The sequence below is a fragment of the Streptomyces sp. NBC_00557 genome (genome assembly GCF_036345995.1).
Classification (GTDB): domain Bacteria; phylum Actinomycetota; class Actinomycetes; order Streptomycetales; family Streptomycetaceae; genus Streptomyces.
Map to the genome: position 1 here is coordinate 5827778 of NZ_CP107796.1, position 19031 is coordinate 5846808.

General features: G+C 72.0%; 15 protein-coding genes. 7 read left to right on the forward strand and 8 right to left on the reverse strand.

The genetic code is table 11. The features are described 5' to 3' along the window. Positions 1–3: 3 nt before the first annotated feature. Entirely contained in the window at positions 4–903 is a 900-nt protein-coding gene (locus OG956_RS25450; RefSeq protein WP_330340308.1) for a LysR family transcriptional regulator, read from the reverse strand. Between the two features lie 94 nt (positions 904–997). Between OG956_RS25450 and OG956_RS25455 the strand changes: the two genes are divergently transcribed. Beyond that, complete coding sequence (locus OG956_RS25455) at positions 998–1828, forward strand: oxidoreductase (protein ID WP_330340309.1); 831 nt, start codon at positions 998–1000, stop codon at positions 1826–1828. A 54-nt stretch (positions 1829–1882) separates the two neighbouring features. Here the strand turns inward: OG956_RS25455 and OG956_RS25460 are convergent, their stop codons facing one another. Then, on the reverse strand, positions 1883–2440 hold the full coding sequence (locus tag OG956_RS25460) for a hypothetical protein (protein ID WP_330340310.1): 558 nt from the start codon (positions 2438–2440) through the stop codon (positions 1883–1885). 158 nt (positions 2441–2598) lie between these two features. On the opposite strand from OG956_RS25460, the gene OG956_RS25465 reads away from it, so the two are divergent. Further along, positions 2599–3372, forward strand: a complete 774-nt coding sequence (locus OG956_RS25465) for an IclR family transcriptional regulator (protein ID WP_330340311.1) — start codon at positions 2599–2601, stop codon at positions 3370–3372. Next, positions 3369–4217: an SMP-30/gluconolactonase/LRE family protein gene (locus tag OG956_RS25470; RefSeq protein WP_330340312.1), complete on the forward strand. Its 849-nt coding sequence runs from the start codon at positions 3369–3371 to the stop codon at positions 4215–4217. The genes OG956_RS25465 and OG956_RS25470 overlap by 4 nt, the downstream gene beginning before the upstream one ends. A gap of 17 nt (positions 4218–4234) precedes the next feature. Here OG956_RS25470 and OG956_RS25475 read toward each other — a convergent pair whose 3' ends face one another. Genes OG956_RS25475 through OG956_RS25485 form a run of 3 tightly spaced genes read right to left on the reverse strand, consistent with a single transcriptional unit; the run spans position 4235 to position 7540 of the window. Beyond that, positions 4235–5578, reverse strand: coding sequence for an FAD-dependent oxidoreductase (locus OG956_RS25475; RefSeq protein ID WP_443065605.1), 1344 nt, complete (start codon positions 5576–5578; stop codon positions 4235–4237). Between the two features lie 52 nt (positions 5579–5630). Next, the gene (locus OG956_RS25480; RefSeq protein ID WP_330340314.1) at positions 5631–6854 is read right to left on the reverse strand and encodes an MAB_1171c family putative transporter; all 1224 of its coding nucleotides are present in this window, start codon (positions 6852–6854) and stop codon (positions 5631–5633) included. Beyond that, a complete protein-coding gene (locus tag OG956_RS25485) occupies positions 6854–7540 on the reverse strand; it encodes a toxin-antitoxin system, toxin component family protein (RefSeq protein ID WP_330340315.1) in 687 nt (228 codons plus the stop codon). The genes OG956_RS25480 and OG956_RS25485 overlap by 1 nt, the downstream gene beginning before the upstream one ends. 320 nt (positions 7541–7860) lie before the next feature. Here OG956_RS25485 and arfA point away from each other — a divergent pair, with 320 nt between their 5' ends. After that, positions 7861–9381: an arabinosylfuranosidase ArfA gene (gene arfA, locus OG956_RS25490; RefSeq protein WP_330340316.1), complete on the forward strand. Its 1521-nt coding sequence runs from the start codon at positions 7861–7863 to the stop codon at positions 9379–9381. Here the strand turns inward: arfA and OG956_RS25495 are convergent, their stop codons facing one another. Continuing rightward, positions 9382–12336 (reverse strand): glycoside hydrolase family 35 protein, encoded by a 2955-nt coding sequence (locus tag OG956_RS25495; RefSeq protein ID WP_330340317.1) that lies wholly within the window; start codon positions 12334–12336, stop codon positions 9382–9384. It lies immediately after the preceding gene. 75 nt (positions 12337–12411) lie between these two features. Here OG956_RS25495 and OG956_RS25500 point away from each other — a divergent pair, with 75 nt between their 5' ends. The 3 genes from OG956_RS25500 to OG956_RS25510 all read left to right on the forward strand — a co-directional run bounded on the left by OG956_RS25500 (position 12412) and on the right by OG956_RS25510 (position 15956). Further along, on the forward strand, positions 12412–12870 hold the full coding sequence (locus tag OG956_RS25500; protein WP_330340318.1) for an RrF2 family transcriptional regulator: 459 nt from the start codon (positions 12412–12414) through the stop codon (positions 12868–12870). 162 nt (positions 12871–13032) lie between these two features. Beyond that, positions 13033–13686 carry a DUF4360 domain-containing protein gene (locus OG956_RS25505; RefSeq protein ID WP_330340319.1) on the forward strand — a complete coding sequence of 218 codons (654 nt, stop codon included), beginning with the start codon at positions 13033–13035 and terminating at the stop codon, positions 13684–13686. 245 nt (positions 13687–13931) lie between these two features. After that, a complete protein-coding gene (locus OG956_RS25510) occupies positions 13932–15956 on the forward strand; it encodes a multicopper oxidase family protein (RefSeq protein WP_330340320.1) in 2025 nt (674 codons plus the stop codon). Positions 15957–16158: 202 nt separating this feature from the next. On the opposite strand, the gene OG956_RS25515 is transcribed toward OG956_RS25510, so the two are convergent. Continuing rightward, entirely contained in the window at positions 16159–17763 is a 1605-nt protein-coding gene (locus OG956_RS25515) for a pyridoxal phosphate-dependent aminotransferase (RefSeq protein WP_330340321.1), read from the reverse strand. Between the two features lie 101 nt (positions 17764–17864). Continuing rightward, positions 17865–19028 (reverse strand): aldose epimerase family protein, encoded by a 1164-nt coding sequence (locus OG956_RS25520; protein WP_330340322.1) that lies wholly within the window; start codon positions 19026–19028, stop codon positions 17865–17867. Positions 19029–19031 lie beyond the last annotated feature (3 nt).

Below are 19031 nucleotides of genomic sequence, written 5' to 3' on the forward strand. Positions count from 1 at the left end.
CGCCTATCGGACCGTCTCGCGACACGCCCGCGCATACGCCCGCACCAGCGGCCGGTCGCCGTCCTCCCTCCGCCATGCCAGTGCGTAGCGGCTGGGGCCGATCCCGCGGACCGGGCGGGTGGTGACCCCGCCCAGGGTGATCAGGGGGGCGTTGCCCTCCGCCACCAGGCAGACGCCGAGGCCGGCGACCAGGGCCTCATACGTCTCCTCCGTGCCGGAGATCTCCGCGCCGATGCGGGGCGGCCGGCCGGCGCGGGCGTCCAGGGCGAGCCAGTGGTCGCGCAGGCGGCCCGCGCTCGCGGGGAGGGCCAGGAACGGCTCGTCCAGCAGGTCCGCGAAGTCGATCTCGGGGCGGTCGGCGAGCGGGTGGGAGTCGGGCAGGGCGAGCAGCCGGGGTTCCTCGGTGATCACCGTCCAGGCGTAGCGCTCCTCGTCGGGCAGCGGGAGCCAGACGAAGGCGACGTCCGCGGTGCCGTCCGCCAGGCCCGCCGTCGGATCGTCCCAGCTCATCTGGCGCAGCCGGACCGTGGCCTCGGGGTGGGCGGCGGTGAAGCGGGAGCGGATGGCCGGCAGCAGGCCGCCCCGGCCCGGGCTGGTGCTCATGCCCACGACCAGCGTGCTGCGCTGGGCCGTTTTGGCCGCCTCCACCGCCGCCGCGCCCGCCTCCCACGCGGCCAGCACGGTGCGCGCGTGCAGGAGCAGCGCCTCACCCGCCGGCGTCAGGGCCACCCCGTGCTGGTCGCGCCGGAACAGCTCCGCCCCCAACTGCCGCTCCAGCGCCCGGATCTGCTTGCTCAGGGCGGGCTGGGAGACGTACAGCTTCTCGGCGGCGCGCGTGAAGTGCAGTTCCTCGGCGACCGCGACGAAGTAGCGCAGGTCGCGGGCATGGACGTCCCTGGGCATAACCGATGGTTATCACCGCGGGTCTTGGACGGGCAACCGCATCCGGCGGCAGCCTTGGGCGTGTCGAACGCACCGAGAGGTACGGGGAGTTGCGATGAACAAGGTGTGGCTGGTGACCGGGGCGGGCAGCGGTTTCGGGCGCGCGATCGCCGAGGCGGCCGTCGCCGCCGGTGATGTGGTGGTCGGCGCGGTCCGGCGGCCCGAGACCCTGGACGACCTGGTGGCGGCGCATCCCGACCAGGTGGAGGCGCTGCGGCTGGACGTCACCGACGTGGCCGCGGCGGGGGCGGCGGTCCGGGACGTCGTGGACCGGCACGGGCGGATCGACGTCCTGGTCAACAACGCGGGCCGTACCCATGTCGGCGCCGTCGAGGAGACCACCGACCAGGAGCTGCGGGACCTGTTCGACCTGCACTTCTTCGGGCCGACGGCGCTGGTGCGGGCGGTGCTGCCGCACCTGCGGGAGCGGCGCTCGGGTGCGATCGTGCAGATGAGCAGCATGGGCGGCCAGATGTCCTTCGCGGGCTTCGGGGCGTACAGCGCGACGAAGTTCGCTCTGGAGGGCCTGTCCGAGGCGCTCGCCGACGAGGTGCGGGAGTACGGCATCAAGGTGCTGATCGTGGAGCCGGGCGCGTTCCGGACCTCGCTGTTCGAGGCCGGCCGGGCCGGAGTCAGCTCCGACACCGGCACGTACGCCAAGGTCGGCGAGACCCGCGGCTTCGTCGCCGGCGGGCACGGCAGCCAGCCCGGTGACCCGGCCAAGGCGGCTGCCGTGATCCTGGCCGCGCTGGACGCCGAGGACACCCCGCTGCGGCTGCCGCTCGGCGACGACGGGGTGAGCGCCGTCCTCGGCCACCTCGACCAGGTCCGCGAGGACGTCGTCGCCTGGGAGAAGCGGACCCGGGCGACGAGCTTCGACGACTGAGCCGGGGGGTTTCGTTGGGATCGGCCCGGGTCCGAGCTGGTCCGAACGAAACCCCTAGGTGAGAACGGCCGTGCGCTGCAGCAGCCCCCAGGTGAACTCCGCGACCACCTCGTGCGGTACGCCGTCCCGGTCGGGCGCGGTGAAGGCGAGCCCCCACCGGGTCGGCGCGGTGCCCTCCAGGGGGCGGGCCGGGGCGAAGGCGCGGGCGGCCTCGTCCACCGTGCAGGACCAGGGGGTCAGATCGTCCAGGGTCCGGAGCCTGGGCGGCGGGGCGCCGGGGGCGCGCACCAGCCACTCGTTCCACACCGCCCCGTCCGGCCCGACCAGCACCTCGAAGCGCAGGTCGGGCCAGAGGGGCAGGGCCCAGCGCCGGGCCTCGCAGTCGGCGTCGCCGAGCCGGCGCGGGTGGACGGACTCGGGCGCGCCGAGGACCGAGCGGTAGCGGGACGCGGCGGACCGGGCCCTGGGCGAGCGGACCATCGCCTGCCAGCGCTTGTTGGTCTCCCGCATCTCGGCGATCGACACCCCGAGCCGCCGCCGGGCGTCCTCGACCAGCTCCGGGTTGTGGTCGGCCATGCGGCGCAGCAGCACCAGCTGGAAGTCGAGATCCATGGCACCCATGGTGCCCGGCGCCGCCCGGGTGTCCGCTCCGACCCATTGCCCGCGCCACGCCGCATGACTAGCCTGTGTTCGTCATGCCGATCGCCTGTTGATATCTCGAACACACGGGATGCCGGACGGGCGCCTAGACCCAAGGGAGGGGGCCGGACGTGGGACGCCTCGTGCCTGCCGTGACCCGGGCTCTCGACATTCTGGAGCTGTTCCTCGACGGGGACGGGACGCTCTCCGCACCCGACATCGTGCGCAAGCTCCAGCTGCCGCGCACCACCGTGCACGAGCTGGTCACCACGCTCGCCGCGCGGTCGTACATCGTGCCCGTGCCCGGACAGCCCGGACGCTACCGGCTCGGGGTGCGCCCGTACCAGCTCGGCAGCCGCTACGCCGAGCAGCTCGACCTCGCCGCCGAGGGCCAGCAGGTGGCCCGCTCCGTCGCCGAGACCTGCGACGAGACCGTCCATGTGGCGATCCTCGAGGGCACCGACGTCATCTACATCGCCAAGGTCGACTCCACGCACGCGGTGCGCATGGTCTCGGCCGCCGGCCGCCGGCTCCCCGCCCACTGCACCTCGGTCGGCAAGATGCTGCTCGCCTCGCTGCCGGAGCAGGAACTCGCGGCCCGCATCCCGGACGACGCCGAGCTGACCGCGATGACCCCGAACAGCATCACGGATCCCGGCGCGCTGCGCGAGGCCCTGGCGGAGATCCGGCAGCGGGGCATCGCCGTGGAGAGCCGCGAGTCCAACCCGGACGTCAGCTGCGTGGCCGCGCCCGTGCGCGACCGCACCGGCCAGGTCGTCGCGGCGCTGTCCATCTCGGTCCCCATGATCCGCTGGAGCGACGAGCGCCGGGCCGAGCTGGAGCAGCTCGCGGCGAAGGGCGCGGGGGAGCTGTCCGAGCGGCTCGGCCACCGGAGCGCGGTGTGAGCGCCGGGTACGAGGTCGCCGTACGCGCCGAGGCGGAGCTGGGCGAGGGACCCACCTGGGACCCGGCGACGGGCCGGCTGATCTGGCTCGACATCCTGAACATGCGCGTGTGGACCTACGACCCGGCGACGGGCCGGCGCACGGTGCGCACCACCGAGCAGCACGTGGGCGCGGCCAAGCCGCGCGCGGGCGGCGGACTGGTCCTCAACCTGCGGGACGGCGTGGGCCTGCTGGACCCCGACGACGGCTTCCGCTGGCTGCACCACGAGCCGGTCGCGGGCCGCCGCGCGAACGACGCGGCGGTCGCCCCCGACGGCTCGCTGTGGGCGGGCACCATGCGGTACGACGAGGCGCCGGGCGGCGGCACGCTGACCCGGCTCACCGGCGACGGCACGACGGAGACGGTGCTGTCCGACGTCACGGTCAGCAACGGCACGGGATGGAGCCCCGACGGGCGCCTCATGTACTACACCGACACCCCGACCCGCCGGGTGGACGTCTTCGACTACGACGGCGAGCGCGTCCACGGCCGCCGCACGCTGGTGGAGATCGAGCACGGCGCGGGCTTCCCCGACGGACTGACGGTCGACGCGGACGGGTGCGTGTGGGTGGCGCTGTGGGACGGGGGAGCGGTGCGGCGCTACACGCCGGACGGTGTCCTGGACCGGGTGATCACCCTGCCCACGCCGCGTACGACGGCCTGCGCGTTCGGCGGCGCCGGCCTGACCGACCTGTACGTCACCACCGCGCGCGTGGGCCTGCCGTCCCCGCATCCGCTGGCGGGGGCCTTGCTGGTGGTCCCGGGTGCGGGACGGGGCCTGCCCCAGCCGGCGTTCCAGGGCTGACCCCGGAGGGCGGCGGACTAAAGCACCCCCGCCGCCTTCCGCTCCTCCGTCGTCAGCGGCGGCTCGGCCAACGCCGGTTTCAGCGGCCCCACCGCGGCGGCGACGAGCACGCCCGGGGTCAGCAGCACCACGGCGCCCCGCTCCAGCGACGTCACGTCGGTGACCCGGCGGGCGATGCGTCCGTTGCCCGTCGCGGTGTGCATCAGCCGCCCGACGTAGGCCGAGACGAGCCTGTCCCGCAGGGTCGGGCCGGAGGCCGTCGCGCCCGGGTAGAACACGTCCTGGCCCAGCGCCAGGTCCCACGCGGCGCGGACCGGGCGGGCGACCGCCCGCTGCACCCGGCGCGCCAGTCCGGGTCTGCCCCAGCCGTGCCGCCGCAGCACCTCGCGGAGCAGCACGGCGCTCTGCGCGGCGGCGGACAGGCCGTGGCCGTAGACGGGGTTGAACACGGCGAGCGCGTCGCCGAGGACGGCGAAGTTCTCCGGCCAGGCCGGCATGCGCTCGTAGAAGTGCCGGCGGTTGAGCGTGGCGCGGGTGACCGCCACGTCCGACAGCGGCTCGGCGTGCTCCAGCAGTTCGCCGAGCAGGGGGTGGCGCAGCCGGTCGCGGGCGAAAGGGAGGAACTCCTCGTTCGCGGCGGAGGGTTCGCCGCCGCGCGTGCCGGCGAGGGTGACGATCCAGCGGCCGTTCTCGATGGGCAGCAGGAAGCCGGAGCGGCCCGGCCCGTCGGCCCGTGGATCGAGTTGCAGGTTGACCACCGGGAAGCCGTCCCGGGCCGCCTCGGGCGCGAGGAAGAGCCGGCTCGCGTAGACCAGGCCCGGGTCGGCCTCGCGGATCCGCGGTGCGGGCAGCCCCAGGTCCGCCAGCCAGCGCGGGGCCCGCGAGCCGCGCCCGGTGGCGTCGACCACCAGGCCGGCCCGCAGGCTGCGCTCGGCGCCGTCCCGGGACCGGATCCGCACTCCCGTCACCGCGGCGCCGGTGCCGGTGAGGGCCAGCGCCTCGGTGCCGTCGAGGAGTTCGATCCGCCGGTCGGCGAGAACCCGCCCGCGGATGGTGGCGTCCAGCAGGTCCCGGCCGGCCAGGATCACATGGTGGGACTCGGGCCAGCGGCGGAACCAGCCCTGCGCGGAGAGGGCGACCACTCCGGTGGTGACGGGGTGCCGGCGGCCGCCCGCCGCCTGAAGCGCTTCGGTGATCCCGGGCAGCAGTTCCTCCACGGCCCGTACGCCGCCCGACCACAGCATGTGGGCGTGCCGGGCCTGCGGCAGCCCTTTGCGGGGCTCGGGACCCCGGGGCAGGGTGTCACGCTCGACGACGACGACCCGGTCGGCGGATCCGGCGAGCGCGCGTGCCGCAAGCATGCCGGTGTGGGATCCCCCCAGCACGACGGCGGTTCTGGCGGGGGACGAGGCTTCACTCATGCGCGGGCACGCTCTCTGCCGGGGCGGCCGCGCGGGCGCGTACCGCCGTGATCTCGTCGGTGTGGCGGAGGGCTTGGGACACGGCCTGGATCTCCTGCAGGAGGTAGGCGGTGTCCGGGCCGGAGGGGGAACCGGTGCCCTGGGCGCGGGCCGGCCGCTCGCCGCCCGCCGCGTCCAGCAGCGTCACCGCGGCGGCCAGGGCCCTGGCCCGGCCGGGTTCGCAGCCGAGGGCGAGGGCGGCGTCGTACGCGCGCGTGCGCAGGTCCTCGTCCAGGTGCCGGGAGAGTTGCAGCAGGGCGTCGCGGATGAAGGTCTCGCGGCGGATCAGGCGCAGTTCGGCGGGGGCGTGCGGGGCGAACGGCTCGCGCTCGCCGGTCACGGTGCGCATCAGCTGGTACAGGGGGCGAAGCGCGCGGTGGCGCAGCCGGACGTGCCAGCGCTCGTGCAGGTACTGGCCGACGTGCGGGACGATGAAGCCCGCCGCGACCAGGCTGGCGGAGACGCAGGCGCCCGCCGGTGCCACGTTGGTGCTCAGCCAGTCCAGGTCGTGTCCGGTCCACCGGGCCCCGACGGCGGTGAGCTTGGCCGCGTCGAAGCACAGGTTCGTGGCGTAGCCGACGCCCAGCAGCCGGAGTCCCCAGCGCAGCCAGGCGTCCAGCCCGTCGGTGCGGATCCAGTTCCAGATCAGCCGGGCCGTGATCGAGCAGGCCACGGTGTGGGCGACGAGGTAGAGCAGGATCTCCTCGCGCATGAACGGCGTGGTGGCGTAGTAGGTGTCCAGGTCCCGCAGCCGCTCCACGGGCACGTCGGCGAGGGCGAACAGCACCCACAGGGCGACGACCACGCCCGCGTAGACCGACACCACCCAGCGGGTCGTCCGGCGGGTGCGGGCCGCGTCGGAGCGGCCGTTGCGCCAGGCGGTGATCAGCAGCAGCCAGGACGCGCAGAGCGCGGTCAGCAGCGAGTACACCCAGGGCGCCGAGATGTTCGGCACCCCGGTGACCCGGTTGGTCCAGGCGACGGTCCGGGGAGCGGCGAAGACGAACACCGCGCACGCGAACAGCAGCAGCCCGCCGACGGCGCGCAGCAGGGGGTCCCGCCACATCCTCACGATGCTGGGCAGCTTGATGACCAGGGCGACGGCCAGGACGGCCGTCGGGATCCAGAAGGAGACGGAGAAGTCGCCGAGCAGCCTCGACGGTTCGAACGCGAGCATCACCGCGCGGTACCCCTCCTTTTCGACGCCCGGTTCGCCGCGGGGGCGCGCCCCTTCGGCTCACTCGTCTCTTCGGTGCGTCCCCGGTAGCCGAGGGTCCGCTGCACCGGGCCGAGGGACCGCGGCGCCGGGCCGGGAGCGCCGTCGGAGCCGGCGCCGGCGAGGTGGCGCCGGAACCGGGCCGCCAGGCGGTGTCCGAAGTCGTCCGCCTCGGCCTCGTCGGCCTCCCGGGAGCCGTGGCGCGCGGCCACCGTCAGGGGCGTGTCCCGCCAGCCGGGCGTGTCGGCGAGCGCGCGGGCGGCCGCGTCGCCGGCGACGCCGGGATGCCGGTGCCCGGTGTGCAGATGCCACAGCTCATGGCCCAGGATCACCAGTTGCTGCACGGCCTCGGCCCGCTCCTCCACGATGACCAGGTCGAAGTCGGCGAACTCCAGCCACAGCCCGGTGACCTCGATCTCGTCCGGGAAGCGCTCGAAGCGCAGGCGCACCGGCCGGCCGCCGCGCAGGGCGCTCATCTCCTCGCACAGCGCACGGCACAACTCCCGTACGCCGCCGGGTGGTTCCGGCCGGGCTTCGACGGCGGCGGCGAGGCCGGCGGCCAGCGCGCGCATCGCCGAGCCGGGCCGGGAACGCCGCAGCCGTGCGGCCAGGCGTGCCGTGCGCTCCCGCGCGCCCGCGATGCTCATCGGTCCCCCTTCCGCCGGTCCGAGGGTACGCGGCTGGGCGTGTCCCCGTCATGGCCTCGCGGCGAGGTGCGCCGGGCGGCCGGTGGCCGGTGAGCAAGCCGCCCATGAGCTTGTGTCGCACCCATTGACGCGGGAAGTGCTTCGAATCTACGGTCCCGTTCGAAGTTACGGGCGACATTCGTCATATCGAACAAGCGTCGCGCTCCTCGCGGCGGCCGCCCTCGCCCTGCCGCCCGCCACCGCGTCGGCGGACGTCGCCCACCCCGGCCCGCTGCCCTTCGTTCCGGCTGGCCTGTTGTGAAGTGACCCGAGAGGATCCCATGAGCAAGAGCACCGCCCGCTTCACCCTCGACCCCGCGTTCACCATCGGTGAGGTCGACCCCCGCCTCTTCGGCTCCTTCGTCGAACACCTCGGCCGCTGCGTCTACACGGGCATCTACGAGCCGGGCCACCCCTCGGCCGACGACGCCGGACTGCGGACCGACGTCCTGGAGCTGGTCCGGGAACTCGGCGTCACCGCCATCCGCTACCCCGGCGGCAACTTCGTCTCCGGATACAGGTGGGAGGACTCGGTCGGCCCCGTCGAGGACCGCCCCCGCCGCCTCGACCTCGCCTGGCACTCCACCGAGACCAACCGCTTCGGCCTCTCCGAGTACATCGCGTTCCTGAGGAAGCTCGGCCCCGAGGCCGAACCCATGATGGCCGTGAACCTCGGCACCCGCGGCGTCGCCGAAGCCCTCGAACTCCAGGAGTACGCCAACCATCCCTCCGGCACCGCCCTGTCCGAGCTGCGCGCGGCCCACGGCGACAAGGAGCCCTTCGGGATCCGGCTGTGGTGCCTCGGCAACGAGATGGACGGCCCCTGGCAGACCGGGCACAAGACGGCCGCCGAGTACGGCCGGCTCGCCGCCGAGACCGCCCGTGCCATGCGCCAGGCCGACCCTGCCGTCGAACTGGTCGCCTGCGGCTCCTCCGGCCAGGCCATGCCCACCTTCGGCGCGTGGGAGGCCACCGTCCTGCAGGAGACGTACGACCTGGTCGACTACATCTCCCTGCACGCCTACTACGAGCCCGCCGACGGCGACGTGGACTCCTTCCTCGCCTCGGCCGTCGACATGGAGTCCTTCATCGAGAACGTGGTCGCCACGGCCGACCACGTCGGCGCCCGGCTGAAGTCGAAGAAGAAGATCAACCTCTCCTTCGACGAGTGGAACGTCTGGTACCTCTCCCAGTGGGAGGAGCACGCCAGGACCTTCGGGCAGACGGACTGGCCCGAGGCGCCCCGGCTGCTGGAGGACAGCTACAGCGTCACCGACGCCGTCGTCCTCGGCTCGCTGCTGATCGCGCTCCTCCGGCACGCCGACCGCGTCACCGTCGCCTGCCTCGCCCAGCTGGTCAACGTGATCGCCCCGATCATGACCGAACCGGGCGGCCCCGCCTGGCGGCAGACCACGTTCTTCCCGTTCGCGCAGGCCTCGAAGTACGGCCGGGGCGAGGTCCTCGACGTGCGCGTGGACTCGCCGGCGTACGAGACGGAGAAGTACGGCGAGACCGATCTGCTGCACGCCACGGCCGTCCGCGCGGCCGACGGCACGGTCACCGTGTTCGCGGTCAACCGCAGCCGCACCGACGCCCTGCCGCTCGAGGTCGCCCTGAACGGGCTCCAGCTGACGACCGTCACCGAGCACAGCGCGCTCGCGGACGCCGACCCCGACGCCCGCAACACCCTGGACGACCCCGAGCGGGTCGTCCCGCACCGGGTCGAGGGCACCGCCGTGGCGGACGGCACCCTCACCGCCGTACTGGAACCGCTGTCCTGGAACGTGATCAGGCTGGCGTGATCACACCGGGGTGACCGGCAGCCCGCCCGTCGCCCTGCCGAGCAGCGTCAGCCGCACCGACCCGGGGCCCGACAGCGTGGTGAACTCCGACAGGACCGCCAGCGCGAGGGTGTTGGCGCCCCGGGTGCGCAGGATGCCGTTCGGCAGCACGAAGGTGTGCTGCGGGCCCACGTTGTTGATGTACTGGCCCAGGTTCCAGCCGTTGAGGAAGATCTGCGCCCGGTAGGCGCGGTACGGGTCGTCCTGAAGGGTCAGGCCGACCGAGGCGTCGATGTCCGCCGGGACCGACAGGCGGAAGGTGGTCCGGTACCAGGTCACGCCCTGGTACCGGGCCGCGCGCGGGAAGCTCGCCTTCTCCCAGTCGTGGTCCGGGAAGTCCGGCAGGTGCCAGCCCTCCCGCTCGCCGTACAGGCCGCCGTTGTTCATCGGGCCCCGCACCGGATCCGGGGCCGCCGCGCCCTGGATCCGCCAGCTCACCTTCGGCGAGCCGCCCTTGAAGGAGGCGGCCGTCAGGCCCCTCGCCGCCTTGTGCGTGTCCAGCGCCCTGCCGTCCTCGTCGTGCTGCATGCGCCGCACGAGCACCGACAGCACATGCCGGCCCGGCGAGCGCAGCGCGGCACGGATCGGGAAGACCGCCGTGTCCGCCCACGTCCCCTTGCGGATCGTCGTGGTCCTGTCCGGCACCGGCATCCGGTGGGTGCCCAGCGGCTCGCCGTCCAGCCAGGCCATCAGCAGGCCCTGCGTGCCGGTGCTGTAGGCGAGCGAGACCTCCTCCAGACCGGTCGCGTCCGTGAAGGAGCCGCGGTACCAGACGTCTCCGTAGTGGAAGCCGTAGTCGTCGGCGAAGAGGACCGGCTGACCGTCCGGGACCGGCGTGGTGCTGAACGACGTGGTCCTGTACGCGACCGTCCAGTGCGAGTCGTCGAAGCTGGGCCCGGCCTCCGGGTTCTCCGTGCGCATCCGCCAGCCGCCCAGCTCGGGCAGTCTCACCTCGGGCACGGCCGGGAGCAGGCCGGTGGTCATCAGGCTGCCGGAGAGGGTGACCCGGGTGGGCAGCGTGCGGCCGTTCCACACCAGGGTGTCGGTCCCGCGCGGCCCCCACACCTCGATGCTCGTCGTCTCCGTGACGTCACCCGTCAAGTGGACCTCGTTGCCGCGCACTTCGGCGTGGCGCAGCAGCGCGGGGCCGTACACCAGCAGGGTCCCGGACGGGGTGTCGTACGGGAAGAGGCGTACGGCGGTGGCGTCGTCGGCGAAGAGCAGCAGCAGCGGGGTGTCGGTCTCGCCCTTCTGCACCAGGACACGGGTCAGCCCGCCCTGCCCGAGCGGCACGTTCACGTGCAGCGAGTCGTCGTCGAGGACCCACGCGGCCTCCGGGTCCAGCCGCATGACGTTCGGCCCGACGGGGCACTTCAGCACCAGCTCGGCCATGTCGCCGTGCCGCCCCGAGAACACGGCGATGTCCTGCCGCGCCGCCGTCACGCACATGACGGGCTCGGCGGTGGCGTACTTCAGCGTCCGCGCGCCCAGCTTCAGCCCGGTGGTCAGCAGCCGGGCGTCCCTGCCGGGCACGGTGATCCGCACCCGGCCGGCGTCGGTGGGCAGATCGGCGGTGACCGCGTCCGCGCCGTCGTTGCGGGCGACGTAGACGTGCGCGCCGGTGTCCGGGTTGGCCAGGTGGTAGACCTTCAGGCCCTCGGCGTGCACGTCCGCCGCCCGGTCCAGCTTGGCGAAGTCGGGCACCCGCTGCAGCAGATGGCCGAGCTGGTGCAGCGGCGCGATCTTGTCGGTGACGTTGCGGGCCTCGTCGATGGCGGCGCCGTAGTCGTACGACGTGTAGACGACCGGCGCGGGCAGCCAGCCCCAGGAGGTCCCGCCGAAGGTCATGTACACGTTGTGCAGGGTGAGGCCGTTGGCGAGGTTGGTGAGATAGAAGCGCCGCTCGTAGGCCGCGTCCCGGGTGCGGCGCGCCTCGGCGTACCCCTTGCCGTCGAACCAGGCCCCGCCCCACGGGTCGAACCACCCGCCGCCGAACTCGGGCACGAACCCGGGCGTGGACGGCGAGGCACTGGCCCCGCCCTTCGCCCCGCCGGGCCCGAACGTCCCCCAGTCCGGCGGGGTCTGCGACGGCGACGGATACCCGTCGAAGCCGTACAGCCAGCCGCCCTTCTCGCCGCCGGTGTCGAAGGAGCCGGGCGTCCAGTACCCGTTTCGGCCCTTGTCGTTGTGGAACAGCGGGACGTCGATGCCGTCCGCCCGCACCTTCTTGTACAGGTGCGCCATGTACGCCCGGCCGGTGGCGTCGCCGGGGTGCGCGTCGTACTCGTTCTCGATCTGGTACAGCAGGACCGTGCCGGTGCCCTGGGTGAACTGGTGCCGGCGGGCGATCAGGTTCACCTGGGTCAGCCACTCGTCGACGTGCGCCAGATAGGCGGGGTCGTCGGTGCGGGCGGTGCCCTTCGCCGCCGTCAGCCAGCCGGGGAAGCCGCCGCCGTCCACCTCGGCGTTGATGTACGGGCCGGGCCGCAGGATGACGTACAGGCCGGTCTCGGCCGCCGTCCGCAGGAACAGGTCCAGGTCGCGGACACCGGTGAAGTCGTACGTCCCCGGCGCGGGGGAGTGGTAGTTCCACGCGACGTAGATGCTGACCGCGTTGAATCCGTGCGCCCGCATCTTCTGCAGCACGTCCCGCCACAGGGACGGGCTCGGCAGCCGGAAGGGGTGCATCTCGCCGGACCACACGACCAGCCGTCTGCCGTCCACCAGCAGCGAGTAGCGGTCGTAGCCGATGGTGTGCGGCCGGCCGTCGGCGCTCGGCGGGGCGGGCGCCGGGCCGGTGGGCACGCTGCGCGCCGCGTACGCCGACGGCGCCCCGGGGCCGCCGCTGCCGCCCAGGGCGAGCCCGAGCGCGGCCGAGCCGGCCAGGGCACTGAAAGTACGTCTGCTGAGCGCCAAGGTGGATCCTCCCGGGCGATCTTACGGGGCGCGGGTGCGGCCATTCTCCACGCGGGGACGCCCCACAATGGACCCATGAGGATCTCGGCTCGGGCGGATTACGCGGTACGGGCGGTACTGGAGCTGGCCGTACGGCAGGGTAACGGCCCGGTGAAGGCGGAGGAAATCGCCGCCGCCCAGGGCATCCCGCACAAGTTCCTCGAGGGGATCCTCGGCGACCTCAGGCGGGCCGGGATCGTCGACAGCCGGCGCGGTGGGGGCGGCGGCTACCGGCTGGCGCGGGACGCGGGCGAGATCACCGTCGCCGACGTGATCCGCGCGGTCGACGGCCCGATCGTCTCGGTGCGCGGCGAACGCCCGACCGGCCTCGCCTACACGGGCACGGCCCGCCCGCTGCTCCCGCTGTGGATCGCGCTGCGCGCCAACGTCCGCCGGATCCTGGAGGGCGTCACCATCGCCGACCTCGCGGCGGACGCGCTGCCGGAGCCCGTCCGGGCGCTCGCGGCGGAACCGGCGGCCTGGGAGAACCCGTAGGCGACGGGCGCGGGTGCCGGGGCGGACGGGCGGTGTGAACGGCCGGTTGTGAATGGCCGGAGTCGGCCCTCCCGGACGTGAGCGGGGGTTCCTACGATGCGGAGCGCTTCACCGCTTCACAGGTTCCACACAGGCCCCCCACATCCGACCTCGGGAGAGACCATGGCTGGTGGACTACTGCTGGGCGGCGCCGTCGCGGCGCTGCTCACCACCGCGCTACCCGCTCACACACCCGCCTCGGGCGTGTTCGACAACCCGCCCCCGGACAAGATCGTCATCGACGTGGCCACGGTGAACGGCTCCGGCTGCCCCGCGGGCACCGCGGCGGTCGCCGTCTCGCCGGACAACACCGCGTTCACGGTGACCTACAGCGACTACCTCGCCCAGGCCGGCGGCGGCTCCGACCCGACGGCCTTCCGCAAGAACTGCCAGCTCAACCTGATCGTCCACGTCCCCCAGGGCTTCACCTACGCGATCGCCGAGGCCGACTACCGCGGCTTCCTCTCGCTCCAGCCCGGCGCGAGCGCCACGCAGAAGGCCTCGTACTACTTCCAGGGCTCCTCGCAGACCGTCCCCAGGACCCACCCCTTCTCCGGCGCCTACAACGACGACTGGCAGGCCACCGACACCACGGACTGGGCCCAACTGGTCTGGGCGCCCTGCGGGGTGGAGCGCAACTTCAACATCAACACCGAGCTGAGGGTCAGCGCGGGCACCACGTCCGCGAACAAGGTCAGCTTCATGACCATGGACTCCACGGACGGGGACATCAGCACGGTGTACCACCTGGCATGGAAGGAGTGCCCGAACAGATAGACACAGGGGGATCGGGCGGCGACCGGGGCGGTTCAGTCGCCGTGGGGCCGCCCGCTTCCGGTTCGGGCCCGCTGATCCCTTGGGCCGGCTGCGTTCGCATCCTGCACCGATCGCCGCGCTCACGCGGAGGGTGCGGTCGGATCGGTTGTCCGCGGCGGAAGCGATTTTACATGTATTCAGACTGGCAGTGATAATTCGACTTCAGCTCCGATTTCTGCCAACTGCTGCTGAGATCGGCTCAATGAGTGGCTTTCCCGGAACGGACCGGCGCGCTGCAGCAACGTACCGAACCAGCCCTGTATCTCCTGGACTTCACGCGAGGCGACGGAGGGCTGGAGACGGTGATGGAACGAAGGAATTTCCTCATGGCCGGTGCCATGGGGGCTGCGTCCATGCTGCCACGGGGTGTGCTGGGAGCGCGAGCGTATGCGGCGACGACTCACCCGCCGACGGGCTGTCCGGAGACCTCGGCGCCGAACACCCCTCCACTGGAGAAGTACGTCGACCCGCTGCCCAGGCCGATGACAGCCATCCCGGATCCTTCCGTCTATCCGGGCGCCGACTACTACGAGATCACGATGCGGCAGGGTTCGTGGCGCTTCCACCGGGACCTCGGGCCGGCAACCGTGTGGGGTTACTGGGCCACGAACCCGCACGATCCTGACAAGGCGATCGGCATGGGCTATCTCGGGCCGACCATCAAGGCGACCCATGACCACCCGACGGTCGTCAAATGGCGCAACGAGCTGCCGACCACGCACCTGTTCCAGTTCGTGATCGACGGCATTCGCAACGGAGACTCCCAGCTCGCCCCGATCGCTCCGCCTCCCTACAAGAGCAAGCCGCCCTTCCCCTCGAATGTCAACGTGTGGAACGTCGTACACCAGCACGGCGGTTTCACAGCACCACAGTCCGACGGCATGCCGCTGCAGTCGTTCAGCCCGGACGGAGTCCACGCCGAGTCCTACTCCACCCTGGACCCGAGCCGGGCCGAACCCAACGAAGCGATCTACGGCTACACCAACCATGACCGTTCGTGCATGCTCTGGTATCACGATCACGGTATGGGGATGACCAGCGTCAACGTCTACGCGGGCCTTGCCGGTCTCTACCTCATTCGTGACCCCGCCGACGACCGGCTCGGCCTGCCGCGAGGGGAGTTCGAGGTCCCCCTCATCCTGCAGGACCGGACCTTCAACCAGGACGGCTCACTCGCCTACACCATGACCCAGAGGGAAGGCGAGGACACCCCGGTCGTCAACGGGAAGGCATATCCTTTCCTGGCCGTCGAGCGGCGACGCTACCGGCTGCGCATTCTCAACGCTTCGAACGAGCGTTTCTGGCGGCTGAGGTTCGACGTTCCCAGAAAGGTACTTCGTGAGCCCCAGCTGCCGTTCTGGCTGATCGGCACGGACGGCGGCTTTCGGACTCCGTTGCAGATGCTCGATGTCCTGATCAGTCCAGCCGAGCGGTACGACCTGATCGTCGACTTCAGCCGGCTGCCCATGGGCACTAACGTCACATTGACGAACTATCCAGGAACGCAGGCCCACTTCCCCGGCATCCCCGGCTGCGGCCCGGAGATCGCGGAAATCATGCAATTCCAGGTCACCAAGCCGCTGTCCGGAGGTGGGGACAGGACGAAGCCGCCCAGGAAACTCAAGCTGCCGAAGGTCGCACCCATCGAGCCGAAACCGCACACCCGTCGGCGGGAATGGGTCGTGTACCAGCACAAGCTCTTCAGTACCATGACGTTCAACGCGGTGCCATTCATGGAGCCCTCCCAGGACTTCATCAAGGCGGGCTCGACCGAGATCTGGGAGTACATCAATCCCAACCACGACGCCCATCCGATGCATGTCCACCTCGTCAACTTCCAGGTGCTGAACAGGCAGCCGATCGACGCGGCCCGCTACCAGGCGGATTACGACAAGTGGGTTTACGGTGACCGCAGACCCGAGGACCGGCCGGTACTGGCGAAATACTTCACCGGCCCACCGGTGCCGCCGGACCCGGACGAAGCGCTGTCCTACAAGGACACGGTCAAGGCCCATGCGCAGATGGTGACCAGAATCATCATTCAGGAATTCACCCCGCCGACCGGCAGGATCGCGTCGATTCCCGGCAGCGGCGCCGAGTTGCCGGCGACGTACATCCACCACTGCCACATTCTCGAACACGAGGACGACGACCTGATGCGCCCGTGGACGATCGTCGGCCACGTCGGCCACGTCGGCCACGTCGGCCACGGCCACGGCCACGGCCACTGACGGGATCGATGGACCCGCATGTGCCTGGAAGGATCCGGGGAGGGCCGGGGCACGGCGTCAGTGCCGGTTCCGGCCCGTTCGGGCGGTGTTCGGAGCCACCGGCAACGACGGCACACCCAAGCTGGGCATCGACGTGCTGAGCCGGCGCACCGGCCGGCCAGTCGCCTACTGAGCCACGACGGGTCCGCAGCCACCCCCTCGCTCAGGCCCCCGCCGCGTCCGGCCAGCTCTGCGCGTTGGGCCAGCCCGTGGCCGGAGCAGGTGTCAGGTCCGTCGCGGGCGCCGTCATCCCCCGCACCTGGGCCGCCGTGAGACCGCCCCGGGCCGGGACGCCGGGCGGGGTGGGCGCCACCACGGCGGCGGGTGCGGGCACCGGTGCGGGCGTGGGCGCGGGCACAGGCGCAGGCGCGGGCACAGGCGGCTGCTGAGGCGCCGCAGGCACCGGCTGGGGCGCCGCAGGCGGCGGTACCGCGGCCGGGAGCGGCATGCCGGTGCCGACGGCCGGAGCGGGGGCGGGGGCGGGGGCGTTCGGCACGGCCTGGGACGGCGCGGCCTGGGCCGGCATGGACTGGGCCTGTGCGGCCAGGCCCCGTACTCCGGAGCCGTTGGTCTCGCTGACCAGGCGGTCCACCGCCGCCGTACCCGAGCTGTAGCTGGTCCCGGTGCCCAGCTCGGGTACGGCGGCTCCCCTCCTGGACCCGTAGAGCACCTGCTCCAGGCCGGACACCAGGCGACGCACGTCGACCTGGGGGCGCACCACGAGTCTCAGGAAGCGGCTGGAGGAACCGATCTTGTTGCCGCACTCGCGGACCAGGATCCGGTGCTCGGTGAGCATCCGGTCCCGGACCACCGTGCCCTCGGCGCCGACGGGCAGGCGGACGAACAGGAAGTTCCCCTGCGAGGGGTACACCGTCAGGCCGGGCAGCGCCGACAGGTGGCTGGCCATCTCCAGGCGGTCGCGGCGGACCTGCTGCAGGCTCTGGGCGTACTCGGCGCCGTGCTCCTTCAGCATGAACACCACGTGCTCGGCGAAGGAGTTGAGGTTCCACTTCGGGAGCATCGAGCGGATCCTGCCCGCCAGCGCCGGGTTCGCGACCAGGTAGCCGAAGCGGATGCCGTGCAGGCCGAAGTTCTTGCCGAGGCTGCGCAGGACGATGACGTTCGGGCGGAGCACGGCCTCCTGGACGACGCTCGGCTCGGCCTCCGCGTCGGCGAACTCCAGGAAGGACTCGTCCACCACCACCAGGTCCAGGTCGGCCATGGCGTCCAGGAACTGGACCACCTGCTGCTTGCGCACATAGCCGCCGTCGGGGTTGTTGGGGTTGCAGATCACCGCCACCCGGGTCCCGCGCTTGTGGATGAACGCGGCGTACTGCGCCAGGTCCAGGGCGAAGCCGCTCGCCTCCTGCAGCGGGAACATGTCGACCCGCTTGCCGGTCTCCATCGGCTGGTCGGTCCAGCGGCCGAAGGTGGGGACCGGCACCGCCAGCGACTCGCGGACCAGGAGATGGTCGATCCAGGTGATGAGCTCCGTCGAGCCGTTGCCCATCGCCACGCAGCTCGGCGGCAGCCGGAGCAGGCTGCACAGTTCGCCGGTGATGGTCTCGGCGCTGCTCGGGTAGTACGTGATGATCTCGCGGAGCCGGGCCGCCAGCTCCTCGTACATGGCCGGGGTGGGGAAGTACGGGTTGCACGGGATGCAGAAGTCCACCGGGCCGGTCCCGTCGCCGCCCTCGCGCGTCAGCGACGCCATCGAGGGGCTGTGCGCGGCGGTGCCGCGGAACAACGAGGTGACGTTGCCGGCCAAAGGGACCTCCGTTCCAGGGGGCCCGTGCGGGGGAGCACGGGCCGCCCTTCAGTACGGAGACGGATGTGTCACCGTTCAACTCGGGTGACGCGGACGACGTTTCAGACGCCGAACCGGTGGATGGTGGTCGTGCGGTAGGTCTGGCCGGGCCTGAGGACCGTCGACGGGAACGACGGCTCGTTCGGCGAGTCCGGGAAGTGCTGGGTCTCCAGGGCCAGGCCGTCGCCCTGCCGGTAGGTGTGGCCGGACTGGCCGACGAGGGTGCCGTCGAGGAAGTTGCCCGAGTAGAACTGCACGCCGGGCTGGTCGGTGTAGATCTTCAGGGTGCGGCCGGAGCCGGGGTCGCGCAGGGTCACCACGTGCTCGGGCCGCGCGGTGACGCCCTTGTCCAGCACGAAGTTGTGGTCGTAGCCCTTGGCGGTGACCAGCTGCGGGTGGCCCACGCGGATGTCCCGGCCGATCGGCTTGGCGTGCGTGAAGTCGAAGGGGGTCCCCTTGACCCCGGCCAGCTCTCCGGTGGGGATCAGGCCCGGGTCGGTGGGGGTGTACCGGCTCGCGGCCAGCCAGAGCTCGTGGTCGTAGATGCCGCCGCTGCCCTCGCCCGCGAGGTTGTAGTAGGTGTGGTTGGTGAGGTTGACGATCGTCGGCTTGTCGGTGGTCGCCTCGTAGTCGATCCGCCAGTCGCCGTGCCGGTCCAGCGTGAAGGTGACCTTGGTCTTCAGCGTGCCGGGGTAGCCCATCTCGCCGTCGACGCTCGTGTAGTACAGGTGCAGGCCGACGTCGGAGCCGGAGACGAAGGGATCGATGTCCCAGACCTTGGTGTTGAAGCCCTTGGCGCCGCCGTGCAGGCTGTTGACCCCGTCGTTGACGGACAGTTGGTACTTCCTGCCGTCCAGGGTGAACTGGCCCTTGGCGATGCGGTTGCCGTAGCGGCCGATGGTGGCGCCGAAGTACGTCGTGCCCTTCACGTACGAGTCGAGGTCGTCGTAGCCGAGGGAGACGTTGGCGTACCGGCCGTGCCGGTCGGGGATCTCCAGGGACTGGACGATGCCGCCGTAGGAGAGGACCTTCAGCCGGGTGCCGCCGTTCTCCAGCGACCAGCGGTGGACCTTGGTGCCGTCGGCGAGCGTGCCGAACAGCTCCTTCACCGGCTTGCGGCCTGCCGGCGAACCGGCGGCGGCCTGGGCACTGCCCGAGCCGAGGGTGGTGGCGGCGATACCGGCGGCCGCGGCGCCTGCGATGACCGTGCGTCTGTTCAGTTCCATGTA

Excerpts from the sequence above, each read along its gene's own strand:
- OG956_RS25480 (WP_330340314.1), bottom strand. The coding sequence starts at position 6,854 with ATGCTCGCGTTCGAACCGTCGAGGCTGCTCGGCGACTTCTCCGTCTCC.
- arfA (WP_330340316.1), top strand. The coding sequence starts at position 7,861 with ATGAGCAAGAGCACCGCCCGCTTCACCCTCGACCCCGCGTTCACCATC.
- OG956_RS25450 (WP_330340308.1), bottom strand. The coding sequence starts at position 903 with ATGCCCAGGGACGTCCATGCCCGCGACCTGCGCTACTTCGTCGCGGTC.
- OG956_RS25460 (WP_330340310.1), bottom strand. The coding sequence starts at position 2,440 with ATGGATCTCGACTTCCAGCTGGTGCTGCTGCGCCGCATGGCCGACCAC.
- OG956_RS25500 (WP_330340318.1), top strand. The coding sequence starts at position 12,412 with ATGAGGATCTCGGCTCGGGCGGATTACGCGGTACGGGCGGTACTGGAG.
- OG956_RS25505 (WP_330340319.1), top strand. The coding sequence starts at position 13,033 with ATGGCTGGTGGACTACTGCTGGGCGGCGCCGTCGCGGCGCTGCTCACC.
- OG956_RS25520 (WP_330340322.1), bottom strand. The coding sequence starts at position 19,028 with ATGGAACTGAACAGACGCACGGTCATCGCAGGCGCCGCGGCCGCCGGT.
- OG956_RS25485 (WP_330340315.1), bottom strand. The coding sequence starts at position 7,540 with ATGAGCATCGCGGGCGCGCGGGAGCGCACGGCACGCCTGGCCGCACGG.
- OG956_RS25475 (WP_443065605.1), bottom strand. The coding sequence starts at position 5,578 with ATGCTTGCGGCACGCGCGCTCGCCGGATCCGCCGACCGGGTCGTCGTC.
- OG956_RS25455 (WP_330340309.1), top strand. The coding sequence starts at position 998 with ATGAACAAGGTGTGGCTGGTGACCGGGGCGGGCAGCGGTTTCGGGCGC.